Genomic DNA, 25,009 nt, shown 5'->3' with positions numbered 1-25,009 from the left:
TGGATTTGTGGTGGGTGGGCGAGGAATCCCGGGTGTTTTTAGTCGGGTGTCAGTCTAGTGAAACATTTTAGTTTTCTGTGCCCAAATCCGGCTTTTTCCACACCACATGTCCATTGATCCCATGCTTTTCATACACACTTAAGATTTCCTCCAAAAAGGCGACGAGCTCCAGCTCTTGTGCCTCTTGTGCGCTCTCTAAAAGGCGTAGAAACATCTTTTTGCCCGTTTCGGTCTGATTAAAATTCTTTTTTAAGAAATTGTGTTTAGCACAGAGAGTCTGTCCGTTTTCTAAAGTGGCTTTGCCCCCTAAGTCTTTGGGCTTGATGTGATCGACATGCAACTCCACGCCCTCTTTTTCTCCAGCTCCACAGATCACACATTTATGCTCATCTCGTTCTAAAATTTGCTTTTTTAAAGCCGGGCTAAAATCCTCTAAATTTGGGTGCAGCACAAAATTAGGGTCGTAACGATACACACCCTTAGAAACTTTGATGAGTTTGCCCTGTTGGTGCAATGAGCGAATCCCTCTATCCGGATCCCTAAACACCTTGCCCGTGCGCTCTTGGTAGGTCTTCACCACCCAATCCACCACCTCTAGGTGGGCGATGTCTCGATGGGGATTTGCCTTAAAAAACTCCATAATTAAATCTAATTGTCCCATAAATTCCTCTCTTTAGCCACTTCCTTTAAAAACCGCTCTTTGGCTAGGGCGCAATAGCTTTCATCTAGCTCTAAACCCACAAAGGCGCGTTTATGTAGGTGGGCTTCGAGCATGGTTGTCCCGCTCCCACTAAAAGGGTCGCAAATGGTGTCTCCCACAAAGGAAAAGAGTTTAATGCAACGGCGTGGCAATTCTCTAGGGAAGGGGGCGGGGTGTCCTATGCGCTTTTTAGACTCCCCGTTAAACTGCCAAAGCCCATTGGTCCAAGCCATAAATTCCTCTTTAGAAATGTCGCTCTCTCCCCTGTGTGCCTTGCGCCATGTCCGTTTATATAAAATGACGATGAGCTCGACTGGGGCGATGACATAGGGAGCAGACGCACTAAGCCAGCTGCCCCACGCCGTGCGCCTAGAGATGTTGCCCTCGTTCCAAACAATGCTGCTGTGATAAAGCCAGCCCACTTTTTTGGCCAGAGTGATCAAATCCGCCCCCACGCTCTGTTGCCCGCCCTTGTTTTTATCTAGGGGGATATTCAAGCACAGCCGCCCACTATCCTTAGCCCATAAATAGGCGTTTTGTAGCCAAGTGGCGCTGAAGTCTAAATATTCTAAATAGCTTTGGCCATCCTCATTGCTGCTATAGGCGATCCCGACATTGTAGGGCGGGGAGGTGATGGTGCAATCGAGACTCTCTTTTTCTAAAGCCATAGGGTCTAGGGCACTGGCGTGGTGTAAAGAGATGTTGTTATGGGTGAAATAAAGGCTCATAGGCTGTTTAAAAAGACTTCTACCTGTGTTTGCAGGTGTTTTAAATCCTTGGAGTTGTCTAAGATGTAGGGGCTTAGGGTGCGCTTAAGCTCAATGTTTATTTGGGCGTTTAGACGGGCTAAGATTTGTGCTTGGCTCAAGTGGTCCCTTTGAGCGACTCTTTGTATCTGCACCTCTCTTGGGGCATAAACCAAGATGATTTGCGAAATGCCATAACTCTTTTGCCCCTCGATCTCAAAATACAGCGGAATGTCTAAAAAATAGGGTTTCTTAGCGGTTTCAAGGGAGTGGGCTTGTTGCAATAAATCTAGGCGGATTTTAGGGTGTAAAAACGCCTCAAGGGTTGCCCTTTTAGCCGGGTCGCCAAAGACAAGTGCCCCTAGTTTTTTACGCACAATTTGCCCGTTTTGGCTAATGCCCTCACCAAAGATTTTAATCAACTCTGTTGCGTGTTTTCCCAGTAAGGCGTGTGCGCTCTTATCGGCATCTAAAATGGCGTAACCATGCAGAGCAAGTAGGCTAGCCACCGTGCTCTTGCCCGTGCCAATCCCCCCGGTGAGCACAAAGGCGTGTTTGAGGCTCAATTTTTAAACAACCCTAAATGCTCTTGATGTAAGCGTTGGGGCTGGGCAAAGGCGGCGGTGTGGATTTCTTCATTGTAATGGCTTAAACCCTCGAGCATGTCTATTTTTTGCAAGATCATGTCTGCTAAAGGGTGGGCTTGCTTGGAGGCAAAAAGATAGCTTGTTGGCAGGGGTGCATAAGGGTTTAAAAAGGGCATCAGCACGCTAAAGTGGGGGGCAAGCTCTTGCACGCTTTGTTTAAAGGCTGTGGGCTCTACTAGGGGGCTAGGCGTACTCGCAATTAAAATCCCCTCTGTGCCAAGCATGCGTTGCAAGCCATCAATCTGGTGGGCGTTAAGGGTGTTTAGGGCAAAAATCAAATCGTATTTTTTCACCTCTAAATCTAGGATTTTAGGGTATTGCTTAAAGTTGGGATTGGATTGTAGGCTTGCAAAGTGGGGCAAGAAGTCTTTTAGCTCCTCTAAGAGTACCCCCTCTTCTTGCACAAAATCCACTTTTAAATTTTCATGGCGTAACAGCTCAAAGGCGATCTCTGTGTTAAAGCCCCCTAAGATCAACGCATCTTGTGGCTTAGGGTGCGTGCAAGCGGCTATATGGGCTAAAAGCTCGGCCTCTAAGTGGGGGAAGTCTTGCAAGAGCAACCCCCCTTGTTGCCCCGTGATGTGGGCGATTTGCCCCATTTTGGAGTGATAAAGCGTGGCTTGACAACTCTTGCCCTCTAGGGTTTTGGTCGGCTCAAATACAAACATTAAAATTCCTTGCGGGGGTCGTGTGCGCCATACATCATATGGCTTTTGGAGTTGACGACGATCGCATTCACATCGCCCATCACGGGTTTAACCACAATGTGATAGCCCATTTTTTCTAAGTTCTCTTGTACATCTTTTACCATGCCAAAAGGTTCTGTGCGGATTTCATCGGGCAACCACTGCATGTGAAAGCGCGGGGCACTCACAGCCTGAGAGATGTCCATTTTGTGGTCGATGACATTGCTGATCACTTGCAACACGGTAGTGATGATTCTTGCACCCCCGGGGCTGCCCACGACCATAAAAACCTTATTGTGCTTTAACACAATAGTGGGCGACATGGAGCTTAAGGGGCGTTTGTTGGGCTCGATGGAATTGGCCTCCCCACCCACAAGCCCGTAAAGATTGGGTGTGCCCGGTTTTATGGAGAAGTCGTCCATTTCATCGTTGAGCAAAAAGCCTGCTCCATTGACAGCAGCCGCGCTGCCATAATAGTTGTTGATGGTGTAGGTGATGCTCACGGCGTTGCCCCATTTATCGGCAACAGAATAGTGTGTGGTGTTCTTGCCCTCGTGCAACTGCCCTAGTCCGGGGTTGATTTGGCTGCTTGGAGTGGCTTTGCCTGGCTGGATGTGGTCGTAAATTTCTTTGGCGTAGGCCTTGCTGGTGAGTTTTTCTAGCGGGATGGTGATGAAGTCTGGATCGCCCATATACACGGAGCGGTCAGCATAAGCCTGGCGCATTGCCTCGGCCATGATGTGGATGGTCTTGCTAGAGCCAAAGCCGAGTTTGTGTAAGTCGGCGTTTTCTATGGTGTTTAAAATCTCAATCACATGCGCGCCGCCTGAGCTGGGTGGCCCCATAGAGATGATTTTATAGCCTCTATAACTGCCCACTACGGGCTTACGCCACACGACATTGTAGGTGGCTAGGTCTTTTTTAGTGATGATCCCGCCGTTTTTGCGCATGTCCTCCACGATTAAATCCGCAATTTTGCCCTTGTAAAAGGCACTGGGGCCCTGATTTTTAATGAGGGTTAAGGTCTTAGCGAGGTCTTTTTGCACGAATAAATCCCCCTCTTGATAGGCCACCATGCCCCTTTTTAAGAAATATTTACGGCTGCTCGCGTATTTGGCAAAGCGGGGTTTGGCATCCAACATCGTTTCGCCCTGCCTTTGGGTGAGTCTAAAGCCGTGTTGAGCTAGATCGATGGCGGGTTGGATTAAAGTGGCGAGCTTACGGGTGCCGTATTTGTCTAAAAGTGCGCTAAGACCAGCCACAGTGCCGGGTACACCTGCTGCCAAATAGCCATCGGTGCTCAAATCAGGGATTACATTGCCGTGTTTGTCTAAGTACATGTTTTTTGTGGCTTTCAGGGGGGCTTTTTCTCTAAAGTCTAAAGTGATGTTTTCTCCATTAGCCAAATGCACCACGGCAAATCCGCCCCCTCCCAAATTGCCCGAAGAGGGATGCACCACCGCCAAAGCATAGCCGATCGCCACCGCCGCATCGATGGCGTTGCCCCCCTCAGCCAGCACCTCTTGCCCGATCTGATCGGCTAAAGAGTGGCTTGAAAGAGCCAGCGCGGGGCCTTTAATGGGGGGGTAAGATGCTCCAAAAACTAAACTCACATTAATGACCACTAAAGCACATAAACGCCCAAATACACGCATATTTGCCTCCAAAGATTAAAGTAAAACCCGCATTTTAGCATGAATTGTTTGAGCAAAGCCCCATGTAAATTAGGCTATAATGGTACATCCATTTTAAAGGAAACCCTTGAGCCTTGCGCTGAAATACCGCCCCAAGCATTTTGAAGAGTTGGTGGGGCAAGAGAGTGTCGCTAAAACCTTAAGCCTAGCCCTAGAGAGTGGCCGTTTAGCGCACGCCTATTTGTTTAGCGGACTTAGAGGGAGTGGCAAAACGAGCAGTGCGCGCATTTTTGCTCGGGCTTTGCAGTGTAAAGAGGGCATCAGCGCCACGCCCTGTGATGCTTGCTCTTGTTGTGTGGAGAGTCTGCAAGGTACGCATTTAGACACCATTGAAATGGATGGGGCTTCTAATCGGCGCATTGAAGATGTGCGCGGGATCATCGAGCAGAGCAAATACAAACCCTCTTTAGGGCGGTTTAAAATTTTCATCATCGATGAGGTGCATATGCTCACCAAAGAGGCTTTCAACGCTTTGTTAAAGACCTTAGAAGAGCCTCCTGCCCATGTCAAATTCATTTTAGCCACCACAGACCCTTTTAAGCTCCCCGCCACAATCCTAAGCCGCACACAGCAATTCCACTTTAGAAAAATCCCCCTTAAAGCGGTTGTGGCGCATCTAAAATTTATTTTCGAGCAAGAGGGCGTGGGCTATGAAGAGGCCGCTTTAGAGATGTTGGCTAGAAGTGGAGGGGGGAGCTTGCGCGACACTCTGACCTTAGCCGAGCAGGCGATGAGCTTTAGCGGGCAAAATGTCAGTGCGCTGGCCACAAGTCAGATGTTGGGGCTTGTGGATACAAAAGTCTTGGAGGGGTTTTTTAACGCTTTGATTGCCCGCGAGAGTGTTGAGGACTTTTTACAGATTTTAAGCGCGCATGACATTGCAATGGTGCTAGAGGAGATGGCGCGCTTTTTAAAAGAGGCCATGTTTAGCCAAAAATGGTCTTTAAGCGTGCTAGAGCCTTTAATGGACGCAATCGCGCAAGCACGACCCCTCTTAAACTATGGGATCGAGGGGGATTTTGTGCTGGCTTTAAGCACGCTTAAAATGCAAGCTAGCCTACAAAACCCCGCTCCGCCCACAGATCATCGCCCCGCCCAAGCCCAGCCACAGCCCAAACCCCCAGCACAGCCCGCCCCTAGCCACGCTGGTTCTCCTGAAGAGTTGTTTCAACAATTCATCGCCAAGATCGAGAGCGATCATGCCGACTTGGGTAGGGTGTTTAGGGAGTTTGTGGTGTTTCAGTCTTTTAAAAATGGTGTCTTGTTTTTGCACTCTAGCGCCACAGGACCGGCTAGGCAACTTTTACGCCAACACTATGAAAATTTGGTTGTACCCAGATTGAGAGAGGTTTTTGGCGCAAATGCCCGCATCGAAACAAACAAGACAAACCCCAAGCCCTTAGAGCAATTTAAAGAAAATAACCCATCCTTAATGCAAGCCATGCAAGACAAGTTGGGCACCACAGATGGCAAGGTGGAGGATTGCTAGACATGCGCGCCGACCAAGGACAAATCCCCCAAGTGGTGCAAGCTCTGCAAGCCCACTTGACCCCCCACACGCTCATTTTTTTACAAGGGGATTTAGCCAGTGGGAAAACGACTTTCGTACAACATTTTTGCAAGGCGCACAATGCCCCCAGCGCCACTTCGCCCACTTTTAGCCTGCTACACATCTACAACGCCCAAAACCTTTGCATTTACCATTACGATTTTTATTTAAAAGACTTCAACGAGTTGCACGCTTTGGGGGTTTTGGAGAATTTAGAGCAAGCGGGGGTGCATTTCATCGAGTGGGGAGACACCCGCCTTTTAGCGTGGCTAAAATCCTGCGGATTTCTTCCCCTAATCTTAAGCCTAGAGCGGGGCAAAGAGAGTTGCCGCTACACACTGACGCATGGATAAATTAAAAGCCGAAAACCTCAGCAAACAAATTAAAAAGACCAAAATCGTGCATGATGTGTCGTTAGAAGTGGAAAGCGGGCAAGTGGTGGGGCTTTTAGGGCCTAATGGGGCGGGCAAAACCACGACTTTTTATATGATCTGTGGGCTCTTGCAACCCAGCGGGGGCAAGGTGTATTTAAACGACATCGATCTGTCTAGCTACCCCTTGCACCAACGCTCGAATATGGGCATTGGCTATTTGCCCCAAGAGTCGAGCATTTTTAAGGATTTGAGCGTGCAGGACAATTTAATGCTCGCCGCCCAAACGACTTTTAAAAGCAATCAAGACGCTTTAGAGCGTATTGAAGAGATGCTAGACGCTTTTAATATCCAAGCCATTAGAGAGCGCAAGGGCATGTCCTTAAGTGGCGGGGAACGGCGGCGCGTGGAAATCGCAAGGGCTTTGGTGAAAAACCCTAAGTTTATTTTATTGGACGAACCCTTTGCGGGGGTGGATCCCATCGCTGTTTTAGACATCCAAAAGATCATCGAGCACCTCGTAGAGATGAATATCGGGGTCTTGATCACCGACCACAATGTGCGTGAGACTTTAAGCGTGTGCCACAGGGCTTATGTGATCAAAAGCGGGACTTTGCTAGCTAGCGGGAGTGCGGCGCAAATTTATGACAACCCCTTAGTGCGTAAATACTATCTAGGCGAGAGTTTTAAGGCCTAATGCTACGCGCCCGCCCAAACCTTAAAAACAAGCTCTCTGCTACCCTCAAAAGTTGGTTGCCTATTTTGCAAAGCGACCCCTTAGAAATTGAAGAAACTTTATTGACTTGTGCCAGAGATAACCCCTTTGTGCGGGTGCAAAGCGGGATGCGCACAGACTTTAGCTCCCAAAGATTTTACAAACTCCCTAAAAACGCTTTGGGCGATCACATCGAACGCTTGAGCGTGCGCCCCAAAACTTTGCACCAAACTTTAAACGAACAACTTTTACCCCCCTTATTCCCCACACAGATGTCTCTTAAAATCGCCATGGACATCATCGATAATTTAAGCCCAGAGGGGTATTTTGAGGGAGACACACAGACGCAGGCCTCAAGCTTGGGCGTGTTAGCGAGCGACTATGAAAAGGTGCGCCAACGCTTCGCCTACTTAGACCCTCCGGGCATAGCCGCGCGCGATCTGATGGAGAGTTTTTATTTTCAGCTGATCCAGCACGAAGAGCTGGACTTACCCACTTACGAACTTTGCGCTAAGATTTTAGAGGATTTAGAGCAACACCAAAAGTACCGCCACAATCCCCTATATTTAAAAGCCATGCAAACCATCACTTCTTTTAAAACCCCCCCCGCTTTGGAGTTTTCTGAGAATTTGCCCCCCATCATCCCCGACATTTTAGTGCTTGAAGAAGACGGGGACATCAGCGTGCAACTCAATGAGGGTTATTACCCTAAAGTGGTGTTAGAACAGCATAAAATCACCGCAGACAATGGGTATTTAAAAGAGAAACTTAAAGAGGCTAGGGATTTGGTGGATGCGTTGCAAATGCGCCACCAAACCATCCAAAAAATCGGGCTCATGCTCGTGGAATACCAATACGATTTTTTTAAGGGCGGGGCGATCAAGCCCATGCGCTTAGTGGATATTGCAGAAGAGTTTGGCTACTCGGCGAGCACCATTTCGCGAGCGATTTCGAATAAATATTTGGCGTGCAGTCGGGGGGTCTTTGCGATCAAGTGCTTTTTTGCCACCGCTTTAGAGGGCGATGTGTCTAACGCCGCTATTAAAGAATTTTTGCTAGAGATCATCAGCAAGGAGGATAGACAACACCCCATGAGCGATTTAAAAATTCTGGAGTTGGTTGAAAGGCAATTTGGGCTTAAGATGGTGCGCCGCACCATCACCAAGTACCGCAAACTCTTAAACATCGCCAGCTCCACAGAGCGTAAAAAGCTTTACAATATAGCTTTAAATTTAACATAGTGTGTTAGAATCCTCGCTTCGCAAAAGGAGTTGTATGTCCGCTGGAATGGGTTTAAATTTGAGTGATGCTGCCTTGTTGGAAATGTTTAACGCCTACAATGGGTGCGGAAAAAGACAGGTGGGAGCTTCTAAAACTTGCCTCTCTCCTCACAGCGTACATGACTACTTAAGAGCGTTTAGCCTGTATAAGCAAATTGTCTTTGGGCATTGCCGCAACGGGCAGGTGTTCCACCGCTTGGCGCAAATGTATGAAAAGGGGCAGGGGGTCGCTCAAGACATGCAAAAAGCCCTTTCTTGCTATCAGGGGGTCGTGCAAGTGGCGGTTAAGACCCAGTGGATTTATATACACGCCTTGACTAAGCTCATTGCGGCCTATGAGATGGGCGATGGCGTGGCTAAGGACACCCAAAAAGCCTTGCACTATCAAAGCAAGCTAGAGGAGGCGAAATTAGAAGTCACCAAGTCCTATTTACGCCTTTATTTAAAAAAACCAAACCCCAAAGCAAAAAGAAGACTCTCTTTTTAACCCAAAAACAAGGATGCCCATGCTAGAGGATTTATCCCATCTATCTTTGCACTTGAGCGATGATGCGCTCTTGGATTTGTTTAACCAATACAATGGCGAGGCGCAGGGCGCGCCTCACATGGTACAAGACTATTTAAAGGCGTTTGGATATTTTTATAAAATCGCCCGCAGGGAAAACGACTTCGGCTATGAGTTTTACGCTCTAGGCAAAATGTACGAGCTCGGGCAAGGCGTGGCGCAAGACTTAGGGAAAGCCAAAGGACTCTACACAGAGGCGATTAAAAACTACCAGACCTACGAAGAAGACGGTGCGCCTGATGACAAACACACCCAAGTCATGCAAGACTTAGAGCAGTGGCTCTAAATATCCATCCCAAACCCAGAGTCGGAGTCTCTGTCGCTGTGGCGTAGGGGGCGTTCGGTGAATTTATCAGCGTGGTGCGTGCGCCCACAGCCGAGCTTGTGGTGATCGTGGCGATGTTTTTGTGTGTTTAGCGCATCTTGGCAACGCCTGGAATAAGTCTTTTGGACTTCTTTTTTTTCGCGGTTTAAAGTTGCCACAAACGCCCCATCCACAAGGGGCATATTCACCTCAATGGGGTCGTCCGAGAGTCTTTGTAAGACCGAAGGCTGGGGGGAGGTTTTAATGTCGGGTAACACAGTTACGCTCGCCCCAAACCCAGCAACGATCTTTTGAAACTCCTGCAAGTCCTCATGTTTAAGTTGCCTAACAAGCAAATCCACGAAACACTCCTTCTAATTAAATACCCCATGCTAGGGTATTAAAGCTAATCGATGGTAATTTTAGTCTCAAATTTTAGACCAAGCGGGCGTGGTGCTTTTCTACGAGAAACACAGGGTTATAGCCCATTTTGGCTTGGCGCAAGCCCTCAATGCCTAAATCTTCTTCTCTATTGACATGCACACAATCAGCAAAGGCGTGTTTTAAGAGCTGTTGGTTGATCATTTGATAAGCTCCGCGCACGCTTGGATCCGCCTTTTCAATGTGAATCACCGCCATGTCCTCGTTGATTTTCTCCCCAAAACTCATCGCCACAATCCGCCCCTCGATTTTAATCACCCCTCCAAGCAAGGGCAGTTTTTCGTAAATGTCTAGGGTGTTTAAAATCCCCATATGCTCGTGCTTTAGGCCTAAGTCTTGTGGGTCGTCTAACTCGTGCCACTCTTTTAGAGCAAGTTTTAATTCGGGAACATTTAGAGGGTTTATCGGCTCGTAGGTGTAGTGGGGGTAAGCTTTTAAAAAGGCATTTAAGTGGTTTTTCTTTTTATGGAATTTCTTACCGCTTAGAGCGATGAGCTCGGCTACACTATAAACATAGTCAAAGCGATCCCTCTTAGCTTCAAAGCTAAAGGCGTTGGGGAAAAAACGCTCTAATTCTTCTTTTTGCTCCACTTGCAACGCTCTAAATTCTAAGGTCTGCGCTTGTGCCCTTGCGTGGGCGCTGAGTTCCTCTAGGGCTGCTTTTTTGTCCCCTGAGCCTATGGGGTAAAAATAAAAAGGGTTTTCTTGGGGGTAGCGAGTTTTTATGATGGTGCAACCACACGTGCAGGCTAGGCTAATCTCTCTGGCGTTTTGCCAAAGATATAGATTGGTAAAATTGACATCGGCCACGATAAAGTGATCCGCTTGCAAGGCTGCATCTAAAGCACTCTTTTGTTCTAAACTAAGGGGGCTAAACTCCACATGTCCTCCGTGTATGAGAATAAGTGCCTAACATGAGGGGCTGTAAGTGGGCGGGCAACTCTAGGTCTATATTTGCCTCTAGCAAGCACCCTGGCGGTATGGCTAAAAAATAAGGGTCTTTGCAAGAATTTAAAAGGGCGCGCACTTCTTGCACTTTTGTGGGGGCAAACCACCACGCCCGCCGTGTGGGACTTGTTTGCACCAAAAAGCCAAAACGCCCGATCAACAAGCACCACACCTCCCCGATTTTAAAGCTGTGCGCCACTTCTAGGCGTTGTTGGCTGACATGCTCTACTAGGGTTTCTAGCCCTTGAGCGTAGGCGCTACTGCCACGCACTTCTAAAAGCCCGTAATCCACATTTTTAAGCAAAATGGACTCAAAGAGCGTTAGGGGGTTGTAAAGTTTTAATTGAAACCTCTGCCCTAAAAGTCTTCTAGCCGTGTTGGCGTGCGTGGCCACACCCACTTTTTCGGGGCGCACCAACCCCCTAGACACGCCTAAAATCTCTGTATAAACGCTCTCTAACTGCCCTCCTACTTTGGTAAAAATTTCAGCTTCTCTAATGGGGTTATAGACACTAAGCCCTGCTTCGTGTTTGTCCTTGGCGATGAGCGCGCTTAAGGCAAAACGGGCGTTTAGAAGTTTGCTTAAGGTTTGATCGATTTGATCGATTTGCGCTCGTTTAGAAGCGATGCCCTCCCCCTTTAAATGCCCCATTTCGTGTTCAATCAAGTCAAAAAAGTCTTCTCTCTCCCTTAGAGTGCGGATTTCTCCCCCCTCAAAACCTAACTCTAAAAGATTGGGGCGGCTGTTGTAGTGGCTTGCCATGCTCGCCCCATAAGCCCCCACTTTTTCAAACACCAACAAATCCCCCCGCTCTAACTTAGGCAAACTGACACCTTTAACAAAGCAATCCGCGCTCTCACAAATGGGCCCGACCAAATCGTAAGCCACTGGTGCGGTGTCTTTGGGGGTGAGTAAATGCACGGGGTGTGTGGCTTGGTAAAGGGCGGGGCGCATAAAGTCGTTCATCCCCACATCGACAATGGCGAAGTTTTTATAGGCGTTGGACTTGGTGTATTGCACCTTAGTGATCAAAACCCCATGATCTGCCACAATGCGCCGCCCCGGCTCACAAACAAGGGTTAAATCCAAGCCCTTTGTGGCTTTAAAAATAGCTTTAGCGTAGTCTTTTAAGGATATGGGCTGTTGTGCGTCTTGGTAAGCTACGCCAAGCCCCCCGCCCACATCAAAAAACTTCAGCTCCACCCCACTGGCTAGCAAAAAGCGGGCTAAAGCCGCCATTTTTTCAAAGGCCTGTTTCAGGGGGGAGAGTTGCAAGAGTTGCGAACCTATGTGAAACTGCAAGGCGATGGGCTCTAAAAAGGCGGATTGTTTGGCAAACATAAACATTTGCACCGCCTCTTTTTCTTCCACGCCAAATTTATTCTCCCACAGCCCCGTAGAGATATAGGGGTGTGTGGCGGGGTCAATGTTAGGATTGACTCTAACGCTAATGCGGGCCTTTGTGTTGTGCTCTTTTGCGATTTGCTCTATGAGTCTTAGCTCTTCAAAAGACTCCACATTTAAAAATAAAATCCCCTTCTCTAGGGCCTCTACAATTTCATTTTCTAACTTACCCACCCCGCTAAAAATGATCTTGTAGGGCGCAATGCCGGCTAAAAGCGCGCGGCGGACTTCATAAATAGACACGCAATCTGCCCCCGCCCCCGCTTTGGCTAAGACCTCTAAAAGAGCTAGATTAGAATTGGCCTTTAGGGCGTAGCAAATGAGTGACTTTTGTCCTTTAAAGACCTCTTTAAACTCTAAAAAGCCGTTTTTAACGCCGTCTAAATCGTAGAGGTAAAAAGGGGTTTTGTGCGCCAAAGTGGCGATTTGTGCGGGGTCTACCACTAAGAGATTTTTCTAGCTACAAGAGCTTTTAGGGCGTGGGCCTCACCGATGGCAAAAGCCTTTTGATTCAGCTCCACGACTTTAGCGGGGACTTTAGAAACCATGGTGTTTAAAACTTGTTCTTTATCCACACAGCCGGTTAAAACGACCGTTACCGCCAAAGCCACCACCGATTGTGTGATAATATTGCCAACTTCCTCTTTGGCAATCGTGATGATGGGGAGTCTATAAAGCTGAAACTTCGCCTCGTCCTCGGGCGTGGGCTGGACCAGATTGGGATCGACCACCACAATCCCCCCCTCTTTGACATCGTTTTTAAAGAGCTGGTAACTGCTCTGCGCCACTGAGAGCATAAAATCAATTTCGCCCTCTTTGGCATAAGGGTAGATGATCTCATCAGGGCTTAAAATAATGTCCACTTTCGTAGGACCTCCCCTAACTTGACTGGTGTAAGTGGAAGTTTTGGTGCCAAAGCCCCCGGCAGCAATCTTGGCTTCGGCTAAAATTTCGCCCGCTAAAAGCACGCCCTGCCCGCCCACGCCCGTAAAACGCAATTGTGTTTCCATAACTTTCCTTATGCTTTTTTCTTGGCTAGGGCAGCATCGATCACGCCCTGATACGCTTGGCAATACTCCATCTTAGAAGTGTCTTGTTTTAGCACGCCTGTGGGGAATTTGCCCACGCGCTCTTCAGGGGTCATTTCCTCGTATTTACGGCGGCTAACTAAGCGCGACTCGATCCATTTTAAAGTTTGTGCCGCTTCACCCATTTTATTTTTGCGTCCTAAATTAATGTGGCAATTGCTATGCACATCCACAAAGCTAAAACCCTTGTGGCCAAAGCCCTCAGCAAGGGTGCGCTCTAGTTTCTTAGGATCAAGCACGCTCTCACGGGCGACAAAGCTCGCCCCCGCTGCCATCGCAATTTCGCAAGGATCAAAGCTGTTGTCAATGTTGCCGGTTTGGGCGGTTACCGTCCACATGCCATTTGGTGTGGTGGGGGAGGTCTGCGAATTTGTCAAACCGTAAATGAAGTTATTGACCAAAACTAAATTTAAATCAATGTTGCGCCTGCAAGCGTGGATGGTGTGGTTGCCCCCGATGGCAAAGCTGTCCCCATCGCCAGAGACCACAACGACATGCTTGGTGGGGTTTGCCATTTTAATGCCCGTGGCGTAGGCAAGCGCGCGCCCATGCGTGGTGTGCACGGTGTTGCAATTGACATAAGAGCTCATGCGCCCGCTGCACCCGATCCCGCTCACAAAGCACACATCGTCCATGTTCCAGCCCAAAGCGTCAATGGCACGGATGATGGATTTTAAAATCACGCCATCCCCACAGCCCCAACACCACAAAGTGGGGGTTTTATCCACGCGTAAATATGTGTCGTAATCAAACGCCATTAAAACTCCTTGATTTTTGCCATGATTTGCCTGGGTGAAAACGGTCGCCCATTGGCTTGCAACAAAGCCGGGACCTTGCGCCCTAAAATGTGCTCCACTTCTTGTAAATACTGCCCCTTGTTGAGCTCGACCACCAAGATATTTTTAAATTGCTTGCCTAGCTCTTCTAGGCGTTTTTTGGGGCTGGGCCACAGCGTGAGTGGCCTAAAAAAGCCCACTTTCTTGGGGTACTTTTCAGTTTTTAGCTCCCTTAAGACCTCTTTAATCGCCAGCGCGCTTGAGCCATAAGCCACCACTAAAAGATCCGCCCCCTCAATGTCCATTTCCTCATTTAGGCACACCTCTGCGCTCTGTGAATCGATCTTGTTAAAAAGGCGATCGATCAAAGCCCCACCGATTTTAGGGTCTTCGCTAGGAAAACCAATGGGCCCGTGGTGCAAGCCGGTGATGTGGTAGCGGTAGCCCTTGAAAAAGGGGTTTAAAATGGCGGGTTCATTTTCAGCCACGCCATAGGGCCGGTACTCTTTAGGATCGCCCTCAAACACCCGCCGATTGATGATTTTTAGCTCTTGCAAATCGGGTAAAGACACCTTGCCATACATGTGTCCAACGGTTTCATCCAGCAACAAGAAAACAGGAGTCATCAGCTTTTCCGCCAAATTAAACGCCCGAATCGTCTCGGTGTAGGTTTCCTCCAAGCTCCCCGGGGCTAGGGCCACCGCTTTAAAATCCCCATGTGTGGGGTGTTTTAAAAAGTTAATGTCGCCTTGAGCCACCCTTGTTGGCATCCCCGTAGAAGGCCCTGAGCGCATCACATCGACAATCACAAGAGGGGTTTCGGTCATGAACGCATAGCCCATTTGCTCCACTTTTAAAGAAATCCCCGGTCCTGAGCTGGCCGTCATCGCCTTCACCCCGCTCATGCTCGCGCCCAAAGACACACAAATGCCCCCGATCTCATCCTCCATTTGGATAAAATGCCCCCCGTGTGCGGGCAACAACGCACTCATGGCGTGCATGACATCTGAGCTAGGCGTGATGGGATAGCCCCCAAAAAAGCGGCAACCCGCCTCAATGGCCGCCTTAGCGACCAACTCATTGCCATCAGAGATCACCTCTCTCATTGTCCCCTCCCCTCTTGCACGCTTTCTGCTAAGAGCATGTAATGGTTTGCCCGCACTCTAGCCCCTCTCTCTTCAGCTTCTTTAGACACCTTTGCAAATTTAAATTCCTTTTTCTCTGCGACATAAATGGCAAAATCAGGACAACCCAATTCGCATTTGCAACACCCAATACAACTTTCAGGGTAGGCTACTTTGGCGACCTTACCCAGTATGTGCGTGGGCTTAAAACCCATGCCCAAAACCCCCGCCGGACACACCGACACACATAAATCGCAACCCTTACACCGGGCTTCATTGACCCAAACCGGCACGCCCTCGGGGGCTAGCATTTTTGCCATTTAATCTCCTTGACCCTTAGTAAAATCCGCCCAAGATACTAGCATTAAATATCTAAAGCCAAACTAAGGTACAGCTAGAATTTGTGGATTGAGCGGACATGGTCTTTGTAGTTGGCGCTGAATTTATGCATCCCCTCCTTGGTTTTGACAAAGTATAAGAAGGGGGTTTTGGCAGGAAAAAGGGCGGCTTTAATGGCCTCTAGCCCGACACTGCCCACGGGAGCGCTAGGCAAGCCCTTATGTTTGTAGGTGTTGTAAGGGCTGTTGTCTGTGGCGATTCGCTCGTGCGTGATTTTGGCGTGGGAGTATTTACCGTAATTGAGCGCGCCATCCATTTGCAAGGGCATATTTTTCTTTAGGCGGTTGTAAATCACCCCAGCAATGAGAGGCATTTCAGACACATTTGCCGCCTCTTTTTGGACAATGGAGGCGATGATTAAAGCCCTTTCCCATTTTTGCGGATCGTAATTGCCTAGCAGTTGCTCACTGAGCTTTCTGTAATGATTTTGCCCGTGTTGCAAGAGATAATCCATGAGATTTTTAGCCGAAATGCCTAAAGTGAAGCGGTAGGTGTCTGGCACAATCGCCCCATCAGCATAAAGGGCTTTGGCGTTGTAAGCTTGCTCTAGATCCTCCACTTTTAGACGAAACGCCTTGGCTAGATGCCTGATGAAAAAATACAAAGTCTCGCCCGGGATCAAGGTGGTGTTCTTGTAAACGGCCTTAGACAGACTCAAGGCGTGCAAAAAGCCGCCCTTCGTGGTGGTGTTTTTAGGGCTCACCGGGATTGAAATATACCCTCTCTTGGGGGTGTGCCACAGGTGCAAACGCGCCATGAGTCTTAAAATCCACAAATCTAAAATGTTCGTCGTGGGCGTGGGGGCCTCTAGCGCGCTCAAATGACTTAAGGCGTTTTTAAGAGAACCTTTAGGGATATAAACGATTGGGTAGGATTTTATGGTTATACTTAGGTAAAACATTAACGAAAGCGCGATGATAAAAGCCATTTCCAAGAGGATGCTACGCCCCTTTTTTTCTGTCGGGCTTGTGGCGGTACTATTTTTAATTTTATTTCTCATTCTAAAAAACGGAATTTACATCTCCTCCATGCACTTTGGCGGGCTCAAAATAGAGCGATTGTATCTAAAACTAAATAATAAATTCTCGCTAGACATCGGTCGGTTAGATGTCATAGAGCTTGTCAAGCCCAAACCGCACAGAAAACCCCCCACAGTCGATGCCATTGTGCGCTACATCCGATACAGTATGTGGGGGATGGACTACTTCGAGAGACTCACAATCCACGAGATCGACATCAAGCCCAAAATCAAAGCCCATGTCTTCTTTGATGGGCACCGCTATGAATTTGTCTTTCCTAACTACCTGAGCGGACAATTTTACCTACGAGAACAAGAACGCCGAGAATTGCATTTAAACATCGCTTATTTGAATGTTGAGCCCTACTATGTGCGCCTTGTGGGGCGCGCCACTTACCACAGGCGCACCCAACAATTAAACTTCAATGTAGAAGTTTCTCCCACAAGAGTCCCCAACATTAAAGAGTCGCATTTAAGGGTTTTTATGCAGGGCCTGACCGACTTTCAAGCCATCGCACTCAAGCTCAACTCCAACAGCATCAAGCACATAGACTTTTTAAAACCTTACTTCAAGCCCGACAAACATCAAGGGTTGCAAAAATGGCTTTTTGAAAACATTGCCTTTTCAGGCTTTCAAATTAAGGACGCAAGAATCGCCCTAAATTTCAAAGAAAAACACATTTTGCAAACGTTGCAAAAGAATTTAAGTGTGCAGGCTGTGGTGCAAAATGCACGGGTTTTTTACAACCCTAAATTGCCCCCTATTTTGGCAAAAGAAGTGGATTTAGAGTTTAAAGACGGGCAATTGACAATCACGCCTAAACACATCAACTACCAAAACATGCGCCTAGAAGGCTCGCAAGTGGTGATGGATCATTTTGGCCCCACTTTAAGGTTAGTGGCCGGCATTAAAAACGCCCCAAGCCTGGCTTTTAGCCCCGTGCAAAATATCTTAAAAGCTTATGACATCACTTTACCCTTAGAGCACTTTAAGCCTGTTATAGGGGCAGACATTTTACTCACCATGCAATTTGTCCCCCACGCCAAGCCCCTAGTATTCGTGCAAGGGAGCGTGGATGTGGAGGCGGGGGGCTTTGCACTCTATGGTGTACCCTTACACACCCAAAACGCCCAAGTTTTCTTAGACATCAGCCCCACGAGTAAAATGATCTACATCAACACCACACACACGCGCTACAAAAACATGGCCGACATCGATAGCCGCATAACCCTAGACTTCACCCACAAGAATTTAACCAGCCAAGCCACGATCAATAAAATCCAAATCAACACCAACCAAGCCATTAATAACAGCCCCTTTGAAACAAGGCGCACGAGCCTACCCAAAGCCCCCCCCGTCTTGCACCTAAGCACTTTGCCTAATTTAATCGCTAAGGGCGTGGATACCTTTGCCTTTAAGAATAAAATCCGCCAAATTGTCCAAGCCCAAAACGCCGAAGTTTTTAGCCAAGATGTCATTTACGCCACACAGGAGAATTTGCCAAATCTAAGCTTTGATTTAGACTTTTCCAAAGAAGGCAAAACCACCTTTCAAGTCAAGGAATTGGAGATTGAGGGCGAGATCGATCAGGGTTATGGTCTGCACCTTAAGAATTTAGCCAAACTGGTACCCATTTCGCCCCTAGCACGCTACTTTGCCGTTAAAAGAGGCGCGCTTAAAGTGACCACAAAGGATTTAAAAGAATTTAAGTTTTTTGGGACAAATTTAGACATCGATTTACCGCTGTATCGCAACGATGGACGGCGTTTTAGATCTTTTTCGCTTTTGGGGACTTTTGGGGATAGGGGTTTGGAGTTTTTCACCCCAGATAGGGCAGTGATGGGGCGCATTAAAGGTGGGGAGAAAATTTTGTTCGTCAATGACATTAATTTTAATGTGGATGCGTTTTTAAAGGCAAAAATGCCCGCCATCAAAGAATTGCTGGCCTCAAGTGGTAAGAAACCCACAAAAGAGCAGATCAAGGACGAGACGATTTTTATCAAAGCCAAGCAACGCTACGAAAAAGAGCACAACATCCCCCCAAATCGGCTCATCATTCAGGCTAAAAATGCCGTGATCACCTTTAAAGGTTTCCCCTTTGCGTTAGAAAACATCCTTGTTCGCATGCGTGATGGGCGTTTAAAAGCGGATGCGAGCTACCGCCATGCCTCACTTGCCCTTGACATGGCGCACGGGCAACTGAGGATCAAAGCGCACAATTTTAGTGGGGACTATTTAAACATGGTGTTACAGACCATCACCACAAAAAATCTCATACAAGGGGGGCTTTACACGCTCATCGGTGGCTATAAAGACAATGTCTTTAGTGGAGAGCTTAAATTGCAAAACACCACGATCAAAAACTTTAAAGTCTTGCAAAACATGATCAATTTAATCAACACAATCCCCTCTTTAATCGTGTTTAGAAACCCCCGTCTTGGAGCCAATGGCTATGAGATTTCTAAGGGCAAAGTGGTCTTTGGCATCAACTCAGACTATTTAGGGCTAGAGCATATTCAGCTCACGGGTACGACCCTAGATGTCGATGGAAACGGGATCGTAGAGCTGTCTAAGCGCACGATCGACATGTCTTTAAACATCGCAACCATTAAGGGTTTTGCTAATGTGATCAACAAAATCCCCATTTTAAGTTACTTGATTTTGGGCGGAGATGGCAAAATCTCCACGCACGTGAGTTTAAGCGGGAGTCTAGACAACCCAAAGGCCAATGTAACTTTAGCCAAAGACATTTTGCAAGCCCCCTTTAGGATTTTAAGGCGGATTTTTACACCCATTGATATTATCATCGATGAAATTAGAAAAGGAATGCAAGATGAGCCTACTGGAGTGCCAAAAAAACCAACGCTACACAATCCTTGAAATCACCACCCCCGATTCACAGCTAAAAGAGAGGCTTTTATCCTTTGGAATTGCTGTGGGCGTGGAGTTTGTGCTGTTGCAACACTCTCTAAAGAAAGCCACTTTTAGCATCGCCATAGATCACGCCCAAATCGCCTTGCGTGCCAGCGAAGCCCAGCACATTTTGGTGCGCCCCCTATGAGTGCAAGCACCATCAAAGCAAGGCTACTCACCCACTTTGCTAACCCCACCACTGAGCTAACCTATCAAGACCCCTACCAACTCTTGGTGGCGGTGTTGCTCTCAGCGCAATGCACAGACGCGCGAGTCAATGCCACCACCCCCGCCTTTTTTGCCAAATACCCAGACATGAAGAGCCTAGCCAGTGCCAACTTTGCAGAAGTGCTAGAGTGCATTAAAAGCATCTCTTATCCTAACAGCAAGGCCAAGCACCTCATCAAAATGGCTAACCAAGTCTTACAAAACTTTCAAGGACAAATCCCACAGACCCAAGCTGAGTTAAAAAGCCTAGCAGGCATCGGGCAAAAGAGCGCGAATGTTGTCCTGTCTGTCGCCTTTGGGGCAAATCTCTTAGCGGTCGATACGCATGTTTTTAGAGTGGCGCACCGCTTAGGGCTCTCAAATGCCAAGAGCGCCAAGCAAACAGAAAGCGACTTGAGCGCGCTTTTTATCAATGACCTAAGCCTTTTACACCATGCCATGATCTTATTTGGGCGGCGCATTTGCAAGGCGATCCATCCTAAATGCTCCGCTTGTTTTTTACAAGAATTTTGCGTGAGTCGGGCGAATTTCAAACCCCGCTAATCAAAATCTAGTATAATGGCATATTTTCTTTTGTGGGTCTTTAAGTTGAGTGTTAAAATAAAGCGAGATTGCCATGGACAACCAAAATAACAATAAAGATGGGGTGAATATCCAATCCAACCCCACGCTAGCCAATTTGCCTTCTGTCAATCCCAAGCTCAAAAAGCAACCCACCCTAAACCCTAGGGAGCTGGAGCTAACCACTTACCTAGAAGAGCTCATCAACGACTATAAGGGTTTGTTGGACATGGAGGTAACTTTTATGGCAGAGCTGGGCTCGACTTCGATCCCGCTAAGAGAGGTCTTGCGCTTTGAAAGGGGGTCGGTGATCGATTTACAAAAGCCCGCAGGAGAAAGTGTAGATACCTTTGTCAATGGGCGGGTCATCGGCAAGGGAGAAGTCATGGTGTATGAAAAGAACCTCGCGATTCGCTTAAACGAAGTGCTCGACTCAAACGCCATTGTCTATTACATCGCTAAGGATATGTAAGCTTGAGAGCCATTGCACGCATTTTTTTAGTTTTGGGGGTTTTGTGCGGACCTAGCGCGCTTTTTGGGGCCAACCAACTCACGCACATCCAAGTAACACCCACACCCGATCATAAGGGCATACTTTTGGAGTTGCTTTTTAGCCAAGCCCTGACGCAAGTGCCCAAAATCTCCCCCTCGCAGACCATCACTTTGCAAGACATCTCCCCCTTTGCGCCTAGACTCGAGCACTTTAGTGCCGCCATTTTGAGCCAATTAGAAATCCACAACCAAAACAACACCCTTTTTATCGTGCCAAAGAGCAACGCCCTTTTTAAAGTCAATGCCAAATTGTCCCAAGACAAGCGCTTTTTGCACTTGGAATTTGTGCCCTTATTTGCCGACTTAAACCCCACTCCCCCCGAGCAAATGCAACAAGTGCAGCCCGCTCCCACAACGACTAGACTCTCTGATTTTGAGTGGGATTATTTATGGAAAGTGGGCGTGGTGATTGCGGGTTTGTTGCTGATTTTATGGTTGCTAAGACGCAAAGACACGCAAAAGTTTTTGTTCCCCAAAGTGGGCTTAGAGCCTAGCGTCACCTACATTAAGCCCTTAGACGCGACCCATAAGCTCATCACCGTTGAAGTGCGTAACCATCTGTACTTGATTTTATTAAACTCGCACCAAAGCCTCGTTTTAGACAAGATCACTTTAGACTTCCCCAAGAAAGACCCCCCCTTGCGCCAAAAAGAAGCCCTCGTTGAAGAAACCAAAAAGCACCTACGGCAATCTAAATTGAAGAGCTCGTATGTCTAGGGTGCGCGCTCTTGATAAAGAGTTGAGCAACAGCCGCTCTGATCGCAATTTTTATATTTCTTTGCTCTTGTCGTGCTTGTTGCACCTGTTTATTTGGTGGCTTTTAGAGTACGGCCACAAATTTTTCCACAAGCCCAAATTAGTCAAAATCAACCCTAGTAATTTATTGGTCCTAAAAAGAGGGCGATCGCTTGATCCAACCAAGCACACTCAGGGCGCGCTAAGGCCCACAAGAGCCGCGCCTAAAACCGCACCCACGCCCCCAGTTGCCCAAACCCCCCCACAACCCCCAACCCCACCCACGCCCCCCACGCCACAGGTTAAACCCACGCCACGCTTCAAGCCCAAGCCCACCACGCACCGCCCGCAAGAGCGCCACGCCCACAGACGCAAGCGCACCGAAGTGGCTAGCCATGAGAACAAACACAAAGCCCTTTACCAAGAAGAAAGGGAGGAGAAAAAACCCACCAAGAAAGAACAAACCGACACCTTTAACCCCAACAATCTTTCTTTCTTGCCCTCTGAAGAAAACGCCACCCCCCCACCCAGACAACAAAGCGACCGCAGCTATGAGAACGACAAGGGGATGGATAGCCAAACCCGCAAAGACATTGACGAACTTTATGGTGAAGAGTTTGGGGACTTGGGCACAGCGGAAAAAGACTTCATTAGAAGCAATCTAAGCGAAATCGGGCGGATCACGCAAAAATACTTAGAATACCCCAGCGCAGCCGGGTATTTAGGGCAAGATGGCGTGGATGCCGTGGAGTTTTATCTACACCCCAATGGCGACATCACAGGCTTAAAAATCATCGAAGCGTCCGGCTATAAACTCTTAGACGACAACACCTTAAAAACCATCACCATCGCCTACAAAGACTACCCCCGCCCCACGACCACGACCTTGATCCGTATCCGTGTGCGTTACTTCATCTACCGCTAGAACATGCAGACTCTGATTTTAAATAACCCCCTAGACATGCACTTACACCTAAGAGAGGGGGATTTGCTTAAAGCCGTCTTGCCCTTTAGCGCGGCGCATTTTAGCGCGGCGGTGGTGATGCCAAATCTTAGCACACCCTTAAGCACCCCAGCCCTTGCTTTAGATTACCAAGAGCAAATCAAAGCCCTAGCCGCTGACTTTAAACCCCTTGTGGCGTTGTATTTAAATGAAAACCTCAGACCAAGCCTAGCGCAAGCCAAAGAAGCAGGGTTGTTTTTACTCAAACTCTACCCCAAAAACGCCACCACAAACTCCGCTAAAGGGGTGAGCGACATATTAAGCCCCAAAATGCTAGAGATTTTACAAACAGCGCAAGATTTGGGCTTTATCTTGTGTATCCACGCTGAGAGCGGGGGGTTTGTTTTGGAGCGCGAATTTGAGTTTCACGCCACTATCCACACCTTAGCCAAGACTTTTAGCAAGCTCACCATCATTTTAGAGCACATGAGCGATAGGCGCAGCATCGCCTTACTCGAGCAATACCCCAACCTTTACGCCACCTTAACCTTGCACCATTTGGCCCTAAATTTAGACGCTTTGGCCGGAGGCGCGCTGGCCCCACATCTATTTTGTAAGCCCTTATTAAAAACCCCTAAAGATCAAGAAGCCCTTTTAGAGCTTGCCTTAAAAGCTTGCCCCAAAGTGTGCTTTGGCTCGGACAGCGCCCCGCATTTAATCGGCACTAAGCACACCTGTGCTTGTGCGGCAGGGGTGTTTAGCGCGCCCTTGCTTCTTAGCGGGTTGTGTGGTCTGTTTGAAAAGCACGGGGCGCTCGAATTTTTACAAGATTTCATCAGCACCAACGCCACGCGCATTTATGGGTTAAAAGACCTGCCTCAAAAGCGCATCACCCTCCAAAGAACCCCACCCAACTTACCTAACGCACTTTTAAAGGGGCAACTTGTCATCCCCCACTTCATGCCCTTAGAGTGGAGCGTAAAGACTAATTAAAGGGATAAAAATCCCTTTTATGTCTCTTTTTGTTTTATTAAAAAGACTAGACTCTTGGTTTTAAACTGAAAGATTGCGCTGAATTTTAAGAAAATGTAGATTTTGGGCGGGATTTTGGCGTGCAGCCAGTCTTGGCAAGACATCACTAAAACAAGACCACCCTTCATATCTTTTTCTCACAGCCTCATCTAGTGCTTTTTATCAGCATAGGAGCGGGGGTTATTAGGGTTGAGCCTAGAGAATTGGCTTTGTGGTGTTTTGAGCCCTTTGTGTTTCTCTTGGGTCAAAGGCCTTATCAGTGGCTCTAACTTTTGCTTTAGCTCCCTTGCTCTAGAATAAGGGCTTTTGCAAAGGAGTTTTTATGGTTGTTTTGGACAATAAATTTTGGCTGATGTGGCTGGCGCCGGGGGGGGGGGGGGGTAAGCTTAAGCCGCAAATCTAGCTATGGGTTTTTGGTGGGGGTTTTGGGGATTTTTGGGGTGCATACGGGGGTGGGCTATTACTTACAAGGCATGCACGGGATTGTGATTAACCCTAACATCACCACGCACAATATCCCCGTGGTTAAAGAAATCCTTGCTATCCTCACCACAATCAAAGACTACACAACCAGCGCAACGCTGTATCAAAATCTAAACAAACCTCTAGAGAAAGACTATTTGCGCGTGGATCAAGACAGCGTACCCAATGTCGTTTTAATTATAGGAGAAAGCGCCTCGCGCAATTTCATGCAACTTTATGGGTATCGTGTGCCTAACTCCCCCCTAGCCAGCGCTCTACAAAAAAGCCAAAACCTCTTTGTATTCAGCGATGTCATCTCGGCCCAAGCCACCACTGAGGCTGTCTTCCCCACTTTACTCAGTTATAAAGATTTTGAGCATAAAAACACCCCTTGGTACATCTATAAAACTATGGGGGCGGTGTTTAAACAAGCGGGGTATGAAACATTTTGGATAGATGTGCAAGAGGATTTGGCGCGGAATAATGTTTATGCCCACTTAGCCCACCCTTTTGCCCATAAATATTGGACAAACGCCCCCTCAGATCTCCCGCAAACCACTCAAGACATTTGGACGCTTCAAATGTTAAAACACATACAGCCACAGTTGCAAAGCAAAAATTTTATCCTTTTACACCTCTTTGGGAGTCATTTTATTTACAACCGGCGTTTCCCCAAAAGCTTTAGCAAATTTAGCCCTCAAGACATCCCTTATAGCGGTCTAAAAGTCAAAGACCAAACAGATAGGCAAATTGTGGCAGATTATGTCAATTCTCTTTACTACACTGACCATGTCTTAGACAAGATTTATCGCTTTTTTCAAAACAAAGATGTCCTCATGGTTTATCTTTCAGACCACGCCGAAGCTGTGTTTCAAGGCGGGCATTATGCCGGGCACAGCTGTTCGCCTCAAGGGGTAGAAATCCCCTTTATGATCTTCGTTACCAACACCTTTAAACAAAGGCATCCTGATAAAGTAAAATCCATCGCCCAAGCGGTGCATAAACCCTTCATGAGCGATGATTTAATCCATTCTCTTTTGCCCCTTGTAGGCATACACACCAAGGACAACCTAGACACTAAAAATCTTTTTAGCCCCAAGTTTGATACACAATACACATAGAAAAA

General features: G+C 47.7%; 27 protein-coding genes and 1 pseudogene. 14 read left to right on the top strand and 14 right to left on the bottom strand.

The window, feature by feature from the left end:
- Positions 1-67: 67 nt before the first annotated feature.
- From HAL07_RS07715 to ggt, 5 genes are read right to left on the bottom strand one after another with little or no spacing between them, the layout of a single operon-like run.
- Positions 68-661, bottom strand: a complete 594-nt coding sequence (locus HAL07_RS07715) for an HNH endonuclease (RefSeq protein WP_053945632.1) — start codon at positions 659-661, stop codon at positions 68-70.
- On the bottom strand, positions 649-1,428 hold the full coding sequence (locus tag HAL07_RS07710) for a DNA-methyltransferase (protein WP_053945631.1): 780 nt from the start codon (positions 1,426-1,428) through the stop codon (positions 649-651). The genes HAL07_RS07715 and HAL07_RS07710 overlap by 13 nt, the downstream gene beginning before the upstream one ends.
- The gene (gene coaE, locus HAL07_RS07705) at positions 1,425-2,012 is read right to left on the bottom strand and encodes a dephospho-CoA kinase (protein WP_053945630.1); all 588 of its coding nucleotides are present in this window, start codon (positions 2,010-2,012) and stop codon (positions 1,425-1,427) included. Before coaE ends, HAL07_RS07710 begins: the two co-directional genes overlap by 4 nt.
- Positions 2,009-2,761 (bottom strand): spermine/spermidine synthase domain-containing protein, encoded by a 753-nt coding sequence (locus tag HAL07_RS07700; RefSeq protein WP_053945629.1) that lies wholly within the window; start codon positions 2,759-2,761, stop codon positions 2,009-2,011. The genes coaE and HAL07_RS07700 overlap by 4 nt, the downstream gene beginning before the upstream one ends.
- Positions 2,761-4,434 carry a gamma-glutamyltransferase gene (gene ggt / locus HAL07_RS07695; protein ID WP_053945628.1) on the bottom strand — a complete coding sequence of 558 codons (1,674 nt, stop codon included), beginning with the start codon at positions 4,432-4,434 and terminating at the stop codon, positions 2,761-2,763. The genes HAL07_RS07700 and ggt overlap by 1 nt, the downstream gene beginning before the upstream one ends.
- 106 nt (positions 4,435-4,540) lie before the next feature.
- On the opposite strand from ggt, the gene HAL07_RS07690 reads away from it, so the two are divergent.
- The 6 genes from HAL07_RS07690 to HAL07_RS07665 are packed head-to-tail and all read left to right on the top strand — an operon-like array spanning position 4,541 to position 9,239.
- The gene (locus HAL07_RS07690) at positions 4,541-5,962 is read left to right on the top strand and encodes a DNA polymerase III subunit gamma/tau (RefSeq protein WP_053945627.1); all 1,422 of its coding nucleotides are present in this window, start codon (positions 4,541-4,543) and stop codon (positions 5,960-5,962) included.
- A 2-nt stretch (positions 5,963-5,964) separates the two neighbouring features.
- On the top strand, positions 5,965-6,375 hold the full coding sequence (tsaE, locus tag HAL07_RS07685; RefSeq protein WP_104741907.1) for a tRNA (adenosine(37)-N6)-threonylcarbamoyltransferase complex ATPase subunit type 1 TsaE: 411 nt from the start codon (positions 5,965-5,967) through the stop codon (positions 6,373-6,375).
- Positions 6,368-7,090 (top strand): LPS export ABC transporter ATP-binding protein, encoded by a 723-nt coding sequence (gene lptB, locus HAL07_RS07680; RefSeq protein ID WP_053941437.1) that lies wholly within the window; start codon positions 6,368-6,370, stop codon positions 7,088-7,090. The genes tsaE and lptB overlap by 8 nt, the downstream gene beginning before the upstream one ends.
- Positions 7,090-8,349 carry an RNA polymerase factor sigma-54 gene (locus HAL07_RS07675; protein WP_053945626.1) on the top strand — a complete coding sequence of 420 codons (1,260 nt, stop codon included), beginning with the start codon at positions 7,090-7,092 and terminating at the stop codon, positions 8,347-8,349. The genes lptB and HAL07_RS07675 overlap by 1 nt, the downstream gene beginning before the upstream one ends.
- A 34-nt stretch (positions 8,350-8,383) precedes the next feature.
- Entirely contained in the window at positions 8,384-8,875 is a 492-nt protein-coding gene (locus tag HAL07_RS07670; protein WP_053941435.1) for an SEL1-like repeat protein, read from the top strand.
- Between the two features lie 19 nt (positions 8,876-8,894).
- Positions 8,895-9,239, top strand: a complete 345-nt coding sequence (locus HAL07_RS07665; RefSeq protein ID WP_053941434.1) for an SEL1-like repeat protein — start codon at positions 8,895-8,897, stop codon at positions 9,237-9,239.
- On the opposite strand, the gene HAL07_RS07660 is transcribed toward HAL07_RS07665, so the two are convergent.
- From HAL07_RS07660 to mltG, 9 genes and pseudogenes are all read right to left on the bottom strand, one after another.
- Complete coding sequence (locus HAL07_RS07660) at positions 9,236-9,619, bottom strand: hypothetical protein (protein ID WP_053941433.1); 384 nt, start codon at positions 9,617-9,619, stop codon at positions 9,236-9,238. The genes HAL07_RS07665 and HAL07_RS07660 overlap by 4 nt on opposite strands.
- Positions 9,620-9,692: 73 nt before the next feature.
- Positions 9,693-10,580, bottom strand: a complete 888-nt coding sequence (locus HAL07_RS07655; RefSeq protein WP_082355977.1) for a DUF2156 domain-containing protein — start codon at positions 10,578-10,580, stop codon at positions 9,693-9,695.
- Positions 10,570-11,298, bottom strand: a complete 729-nt coding sequence (locus HAL07_RS08340) for a chorismate mutase (RefSeq protein WP_306315105.1) — start codon at positions 11,296-11,298, stop codon at positions 10,570-10,572. Before HAL07_RS08340 ends, HAL07_RS07655 begins: the two co-directional genes overlap by 11 nt.
- Positions 11,281-12,477 (bottom strand): annotated as a pseudogene (gene lysA / locus HAL07_RS08335) (diaminopimelate decarboxylase); the annotation flags it as partial. The pseudogene lysA and the gene HAL07_RS08340, both read right to left, overlap by 18 nt.
- A 17-nt stretch (positions 12,478-12,494) precedes the next feature.
- Complete coding sequence (locus tag HAL07_RS07645) at positions 12,495-13,061, bottom strand: 2-oxoacid:acceptor oxidoreductase family protein (RefSeq protein ID WP_053945624.1); 567 nt, start codon at positions 13,059-13,061, stop codon at positions 12,495-12,497.
- A gap of 8 nt (positions 13,062-13,069) precedes the next feature.
- Positions 13,070-13,897 carry a 2-oxoglutarate ferredoxin oxidoreductase subunit beta gene (locus HAL07_RS07640; protein WP_053941430.1) on the bottom strand — a complete coding sequence of 276 codons (828 nt, stop codon included), beginning with the start codon at positions 13,895-13,897 and terminating at the stop codon, positions 13,070-13,072.
- On the bottom strand, positions 13,897-15,021 hold the full coding sequence (locus tag HAL07_RS07635; RefSeq protein ID WP_053941429.1) for a 2-oxoglutarate synthase subunit alpha: 1,125 nt from the start codon (positions 15,019-15,021) through the stop codon (positions 13,897-13,899). Before HAL07_RS07635 ends, HAL07_RS07640 begins: the two co-directional genes overlap by 1 nt.
- Positions 15,018-15,359 (bottom strand): 4Fe-4S binding protein, encoded by a 342-nt coding sequence (locus HAL07_RS07630; RefSeq protein WP_053941428.1) that lies wholly within the window; start codon positions 15,357-15,359, stop codon positions 15,018-15,020. The genes HAL07_RS07635 and HAL07_RS07630 overlap by 4 nt, the downstream gene beginning before the upstream one ends.
- Positions 15,360-15,433: 74 nt before the next feature.
- Complete coding sequence (gene mltG / locus HAL07_RS07625; protein WP_053941427.1) at positions 15,434-16,366, bottom strand: endolytic transglycosylase MltG; 933 nt, start codon at positions 16,364-16,366, stop codon at positions 15,434-15,436.
- Positions 16,367-16,376: 10 nt separating this feature from the next.
- On the opposite strand from mltG, the gene HAL07_RS07620 reads away from it, so the two are divergent.
- From HAL07_RS07620 to HAL07_RS07585, 8 genes are all read left to right on the top strand, one after another.
- Positions 16,377-19,337, top strand: a complete 2,961-nt coding sequence (locus HAL07_RS07620; protein WP_238374509.1) for a DUF3971 domain-containing protein — start codon at positions 16,377-16,379, stop codon at positions 19,335-19,337.
- Positions 19,291-19,518 (top strand): FeoA family protein, encoded by a 228-nt coding sequence (locus tag HAL07_RS07615; RefSeq protein WP_053941425.1) that lies wholly within the window; start codon positions 19,291-19,293, stop codon positions 19,516-19,518. Before HAL07_RS07620 ends, HAL07_RS07615 begins: the two co-directional genes overlap by 47 nt.
- Positions 19,515-20,141 (top strand): endonuclease III, encoded by a 627-nt coding sequence (nth, locus tag HAL07_RS07610; protein ID WP_053945622.1) that lies wholly within the window; start codon positions 19,515-19,517, stop codon positions 20,139-20,141. Before HAL07_RS07615 ends, nth begins: the two co-directional genes overlap by 4 nt.
- Before the next feature lie 73 nt (positions 20,142-20,214).
- The gene (gene fliN, locus HAL07_RS07605; RefSeq protein ID WP_053941423.1) at positions 20,215-20,631 is read left to right on the top strand and encodes a flagellar motor switch protein FliN; all 417 of its coding nucleotides are present in this window, start codon (positions 20,215-20,217) and stop codon (positions 20,629-20,631) included.
- 2 nt (positions 20,632-20,633) lie between these two features.
- A complete protein-coding gene (locus HAL07_RS07600) occupies positions 20,634-21,428 on the top strand; it encodes a hypothetical protein (RefSeq protein WP_238374508.1) in 795 nt (264 codons plus the stop codon).
- The gene (locus HAL07_RS07595) at positions 21,421-22,371 is read left to right on the top strand and encodes an energy transducer TonB (protein WP_053945621.1); all 951 of its coding nucleotides are present in this window, start codon (positions 21,421-21,423) and stop codon (positions 22,369-22,371) included. Before HAL07_RS07600 ends, HAL07_RS07595 begins: the two co-directional genes overlap by 8 nt.
- 3 nt (positions 22,372-22,374) lie before the next feature.
- The gene (gene pyrC, locus HAL07_RS07590) at positions 22,375-23,382 is read left to right on the top strand and encodes a dihydroorotase (RefSeq protein ID WP_053945620.1); all 1,008 of its coding nucleotides are present in this window, start codon (positions 22,375-22,377) and stop codon (positions 23,380-23,382) included.
- Positions 23,383-23,837: 455 nt separating this feature from the next.
- Entirely contained in the window at positions 23,838-25,004 is a 1,167-nt protein-coding gene (locus tag HAL07_RS07585) for a phosphoethanolamine transferase (RefSeq protein WP_082355971.1), read from the top strand.
- The last annotated feature ends 5 nt before the right edge of the window (positions 25,005-25,009 follow it).

It is taken from the genome of Helicobacter ailurogastricus (assembly GCF_001282945.1).
Taxonomy (GTDB): Bacteria; Campylobacterota; Campylobacteria; order Campylobacterales; family Helicobacteraceae; genus Helicobacter; species Helicobacter ailurogastricus.
Note: the sequence above shows the minus strand (reverse complement) of the source record. Positions and strands in the feature narration are given on the sequence as shown.

Coding starts and splice junctions, on each gene's coding strand:
- HAL07_RS07640 (WP_053941430.1), bottom strand. CDS start 13,897: ATGGCGTTTGATTACGACACATATTTACGCGTGGATAAAACCCCCACT.
- HAL07_RS07665 (WP_053941434.1), top strand. CDS start 8,895: ATGCTAGAGGATTTATCCCATCTATCTTTGCACTTGAGCGATGATGCG.
- fliN (WP_053941423.1), top strand. CDS start 20,215: ATGGACAACCAAAATAACAATAAAGATGGGGTGAATATCCAATCCAAC.
- nth (WP_053945622.1), top strand. CDS start 19,515: ATGAGTGCAAGCACCATCAAAGCAAGGCTACTCACCCACTTTGCTAAC.
- HAL07_RS07670 (WP_053941435.1), top strand. CDS start 8,384: ATGTCCGCTGGAATGGGTTTAAATTTGAGTGATGCTGCCTTGTTGGAA.
- HAL07_RS07615 (WP_053941425.1), top strand. CDS start 19,291: ATGAGCCTACTGGAGTGCCAAAAAAACCAACGCTACACAATCCTTGAA.
- mltG (WP_053941427.1), bottom strand. CDS start 16,366: ATGGCTTTTATCATCGCGCTTTCGTTAATGTTTTACCTAAGTATAACC.
- HAL07_RS08340 (WP_306315105.1), bottom strand. CDS start 11,298: ATGGGGCATTTAAAGGGGGAGGGCATCGCTTCTAAACGAGCGCAAATC.
- HAL07_RS07645 (WP_053945624.1), bottom strand. CDS start 13,061: ATGGAAACACAATTGCGTTTTACGGGCGTGGGCGGGCAGGGCGTGCTT.
- pyrC (WP_053945620.1), top strand. CDS start 22,375: ATGCAGACTCTGATTTTAAATAACCCCCTAGACATGCACTTACACCTA.
- lptB (WP_053941437.1), top strand. CDS start 6,368: ATGGATAAATTAAAAGCCGAAAACCTCAGCAAACAAATTAAAAAGACC.
- HAL07_RS07715 (WP_053945632.1), bottom strand. CDS start 661: ATGGGACAATTAGATTTAATTATGGAGTTTTTTAAGGCAAATCCCCAT.
- tsaE (WP_104741907.1), top strand. CDS start 5,965: ATGCGCGCCGACCAAGGACAAATCCCCCAAGTGGTGCAAGCTCTGCAA.
- ggt (WP_053945628.1), bottom strand. CDS start 4,434: ATGCGTGTATTTGGGCGTTTATGTGCTTTAGTGGTCATTAATGTGAGT.
- HAL07_RS07630 (WP_053941428.1), bottom strand. CDS start 15,359: ATGGCAAAAATGCTAGCCCCCGAGGGCGTGCCGGTTTGGGTCAATGAA.
- HAL07_RS07675 (WP_053945626.1), top strand. CDS start 7,090: ATGCTACGCGCCCGCCCAAACCTTAAAAACAAGCTCTCTGCTACCCTC.
- HAL07_RS07710 (WP_053945631.1), bottom strand. CDS start 1,428: ATGAGCCTTTATTTCACCCATAACAACATCTCTTTACACCACGCCAGT.
- HAL07_RS07620 (WP_238374509.1), top strand. CDS start 16,377: ATGCTACGCCCCTTTTTTTCTGTCGGGCTTGTGGCGGTACTATTTTTA.
- HAL07_RS07595 (WP_053945621.1), top strand. CDS start 21,421: ATGTCTAGGGTGCGCGCTCTTGATAAAGAGTTGAGCAACAGCCGCTCT.
- HAL07_RS07635 (WP_053941429.1), bottom strand. CDS start 15,021: ATGAGAGAGGTGATCTCTGATGGCAATGAGTTGGTCGCTAAGGCGGCC.
- HAL07_RS07700 (WP_053945629.1), bottom strand. CDS start 2,761: ATGTTTGTATTTGAGCCGACCAAAACCCTAGAGGGCAAGAGTTGTCAA.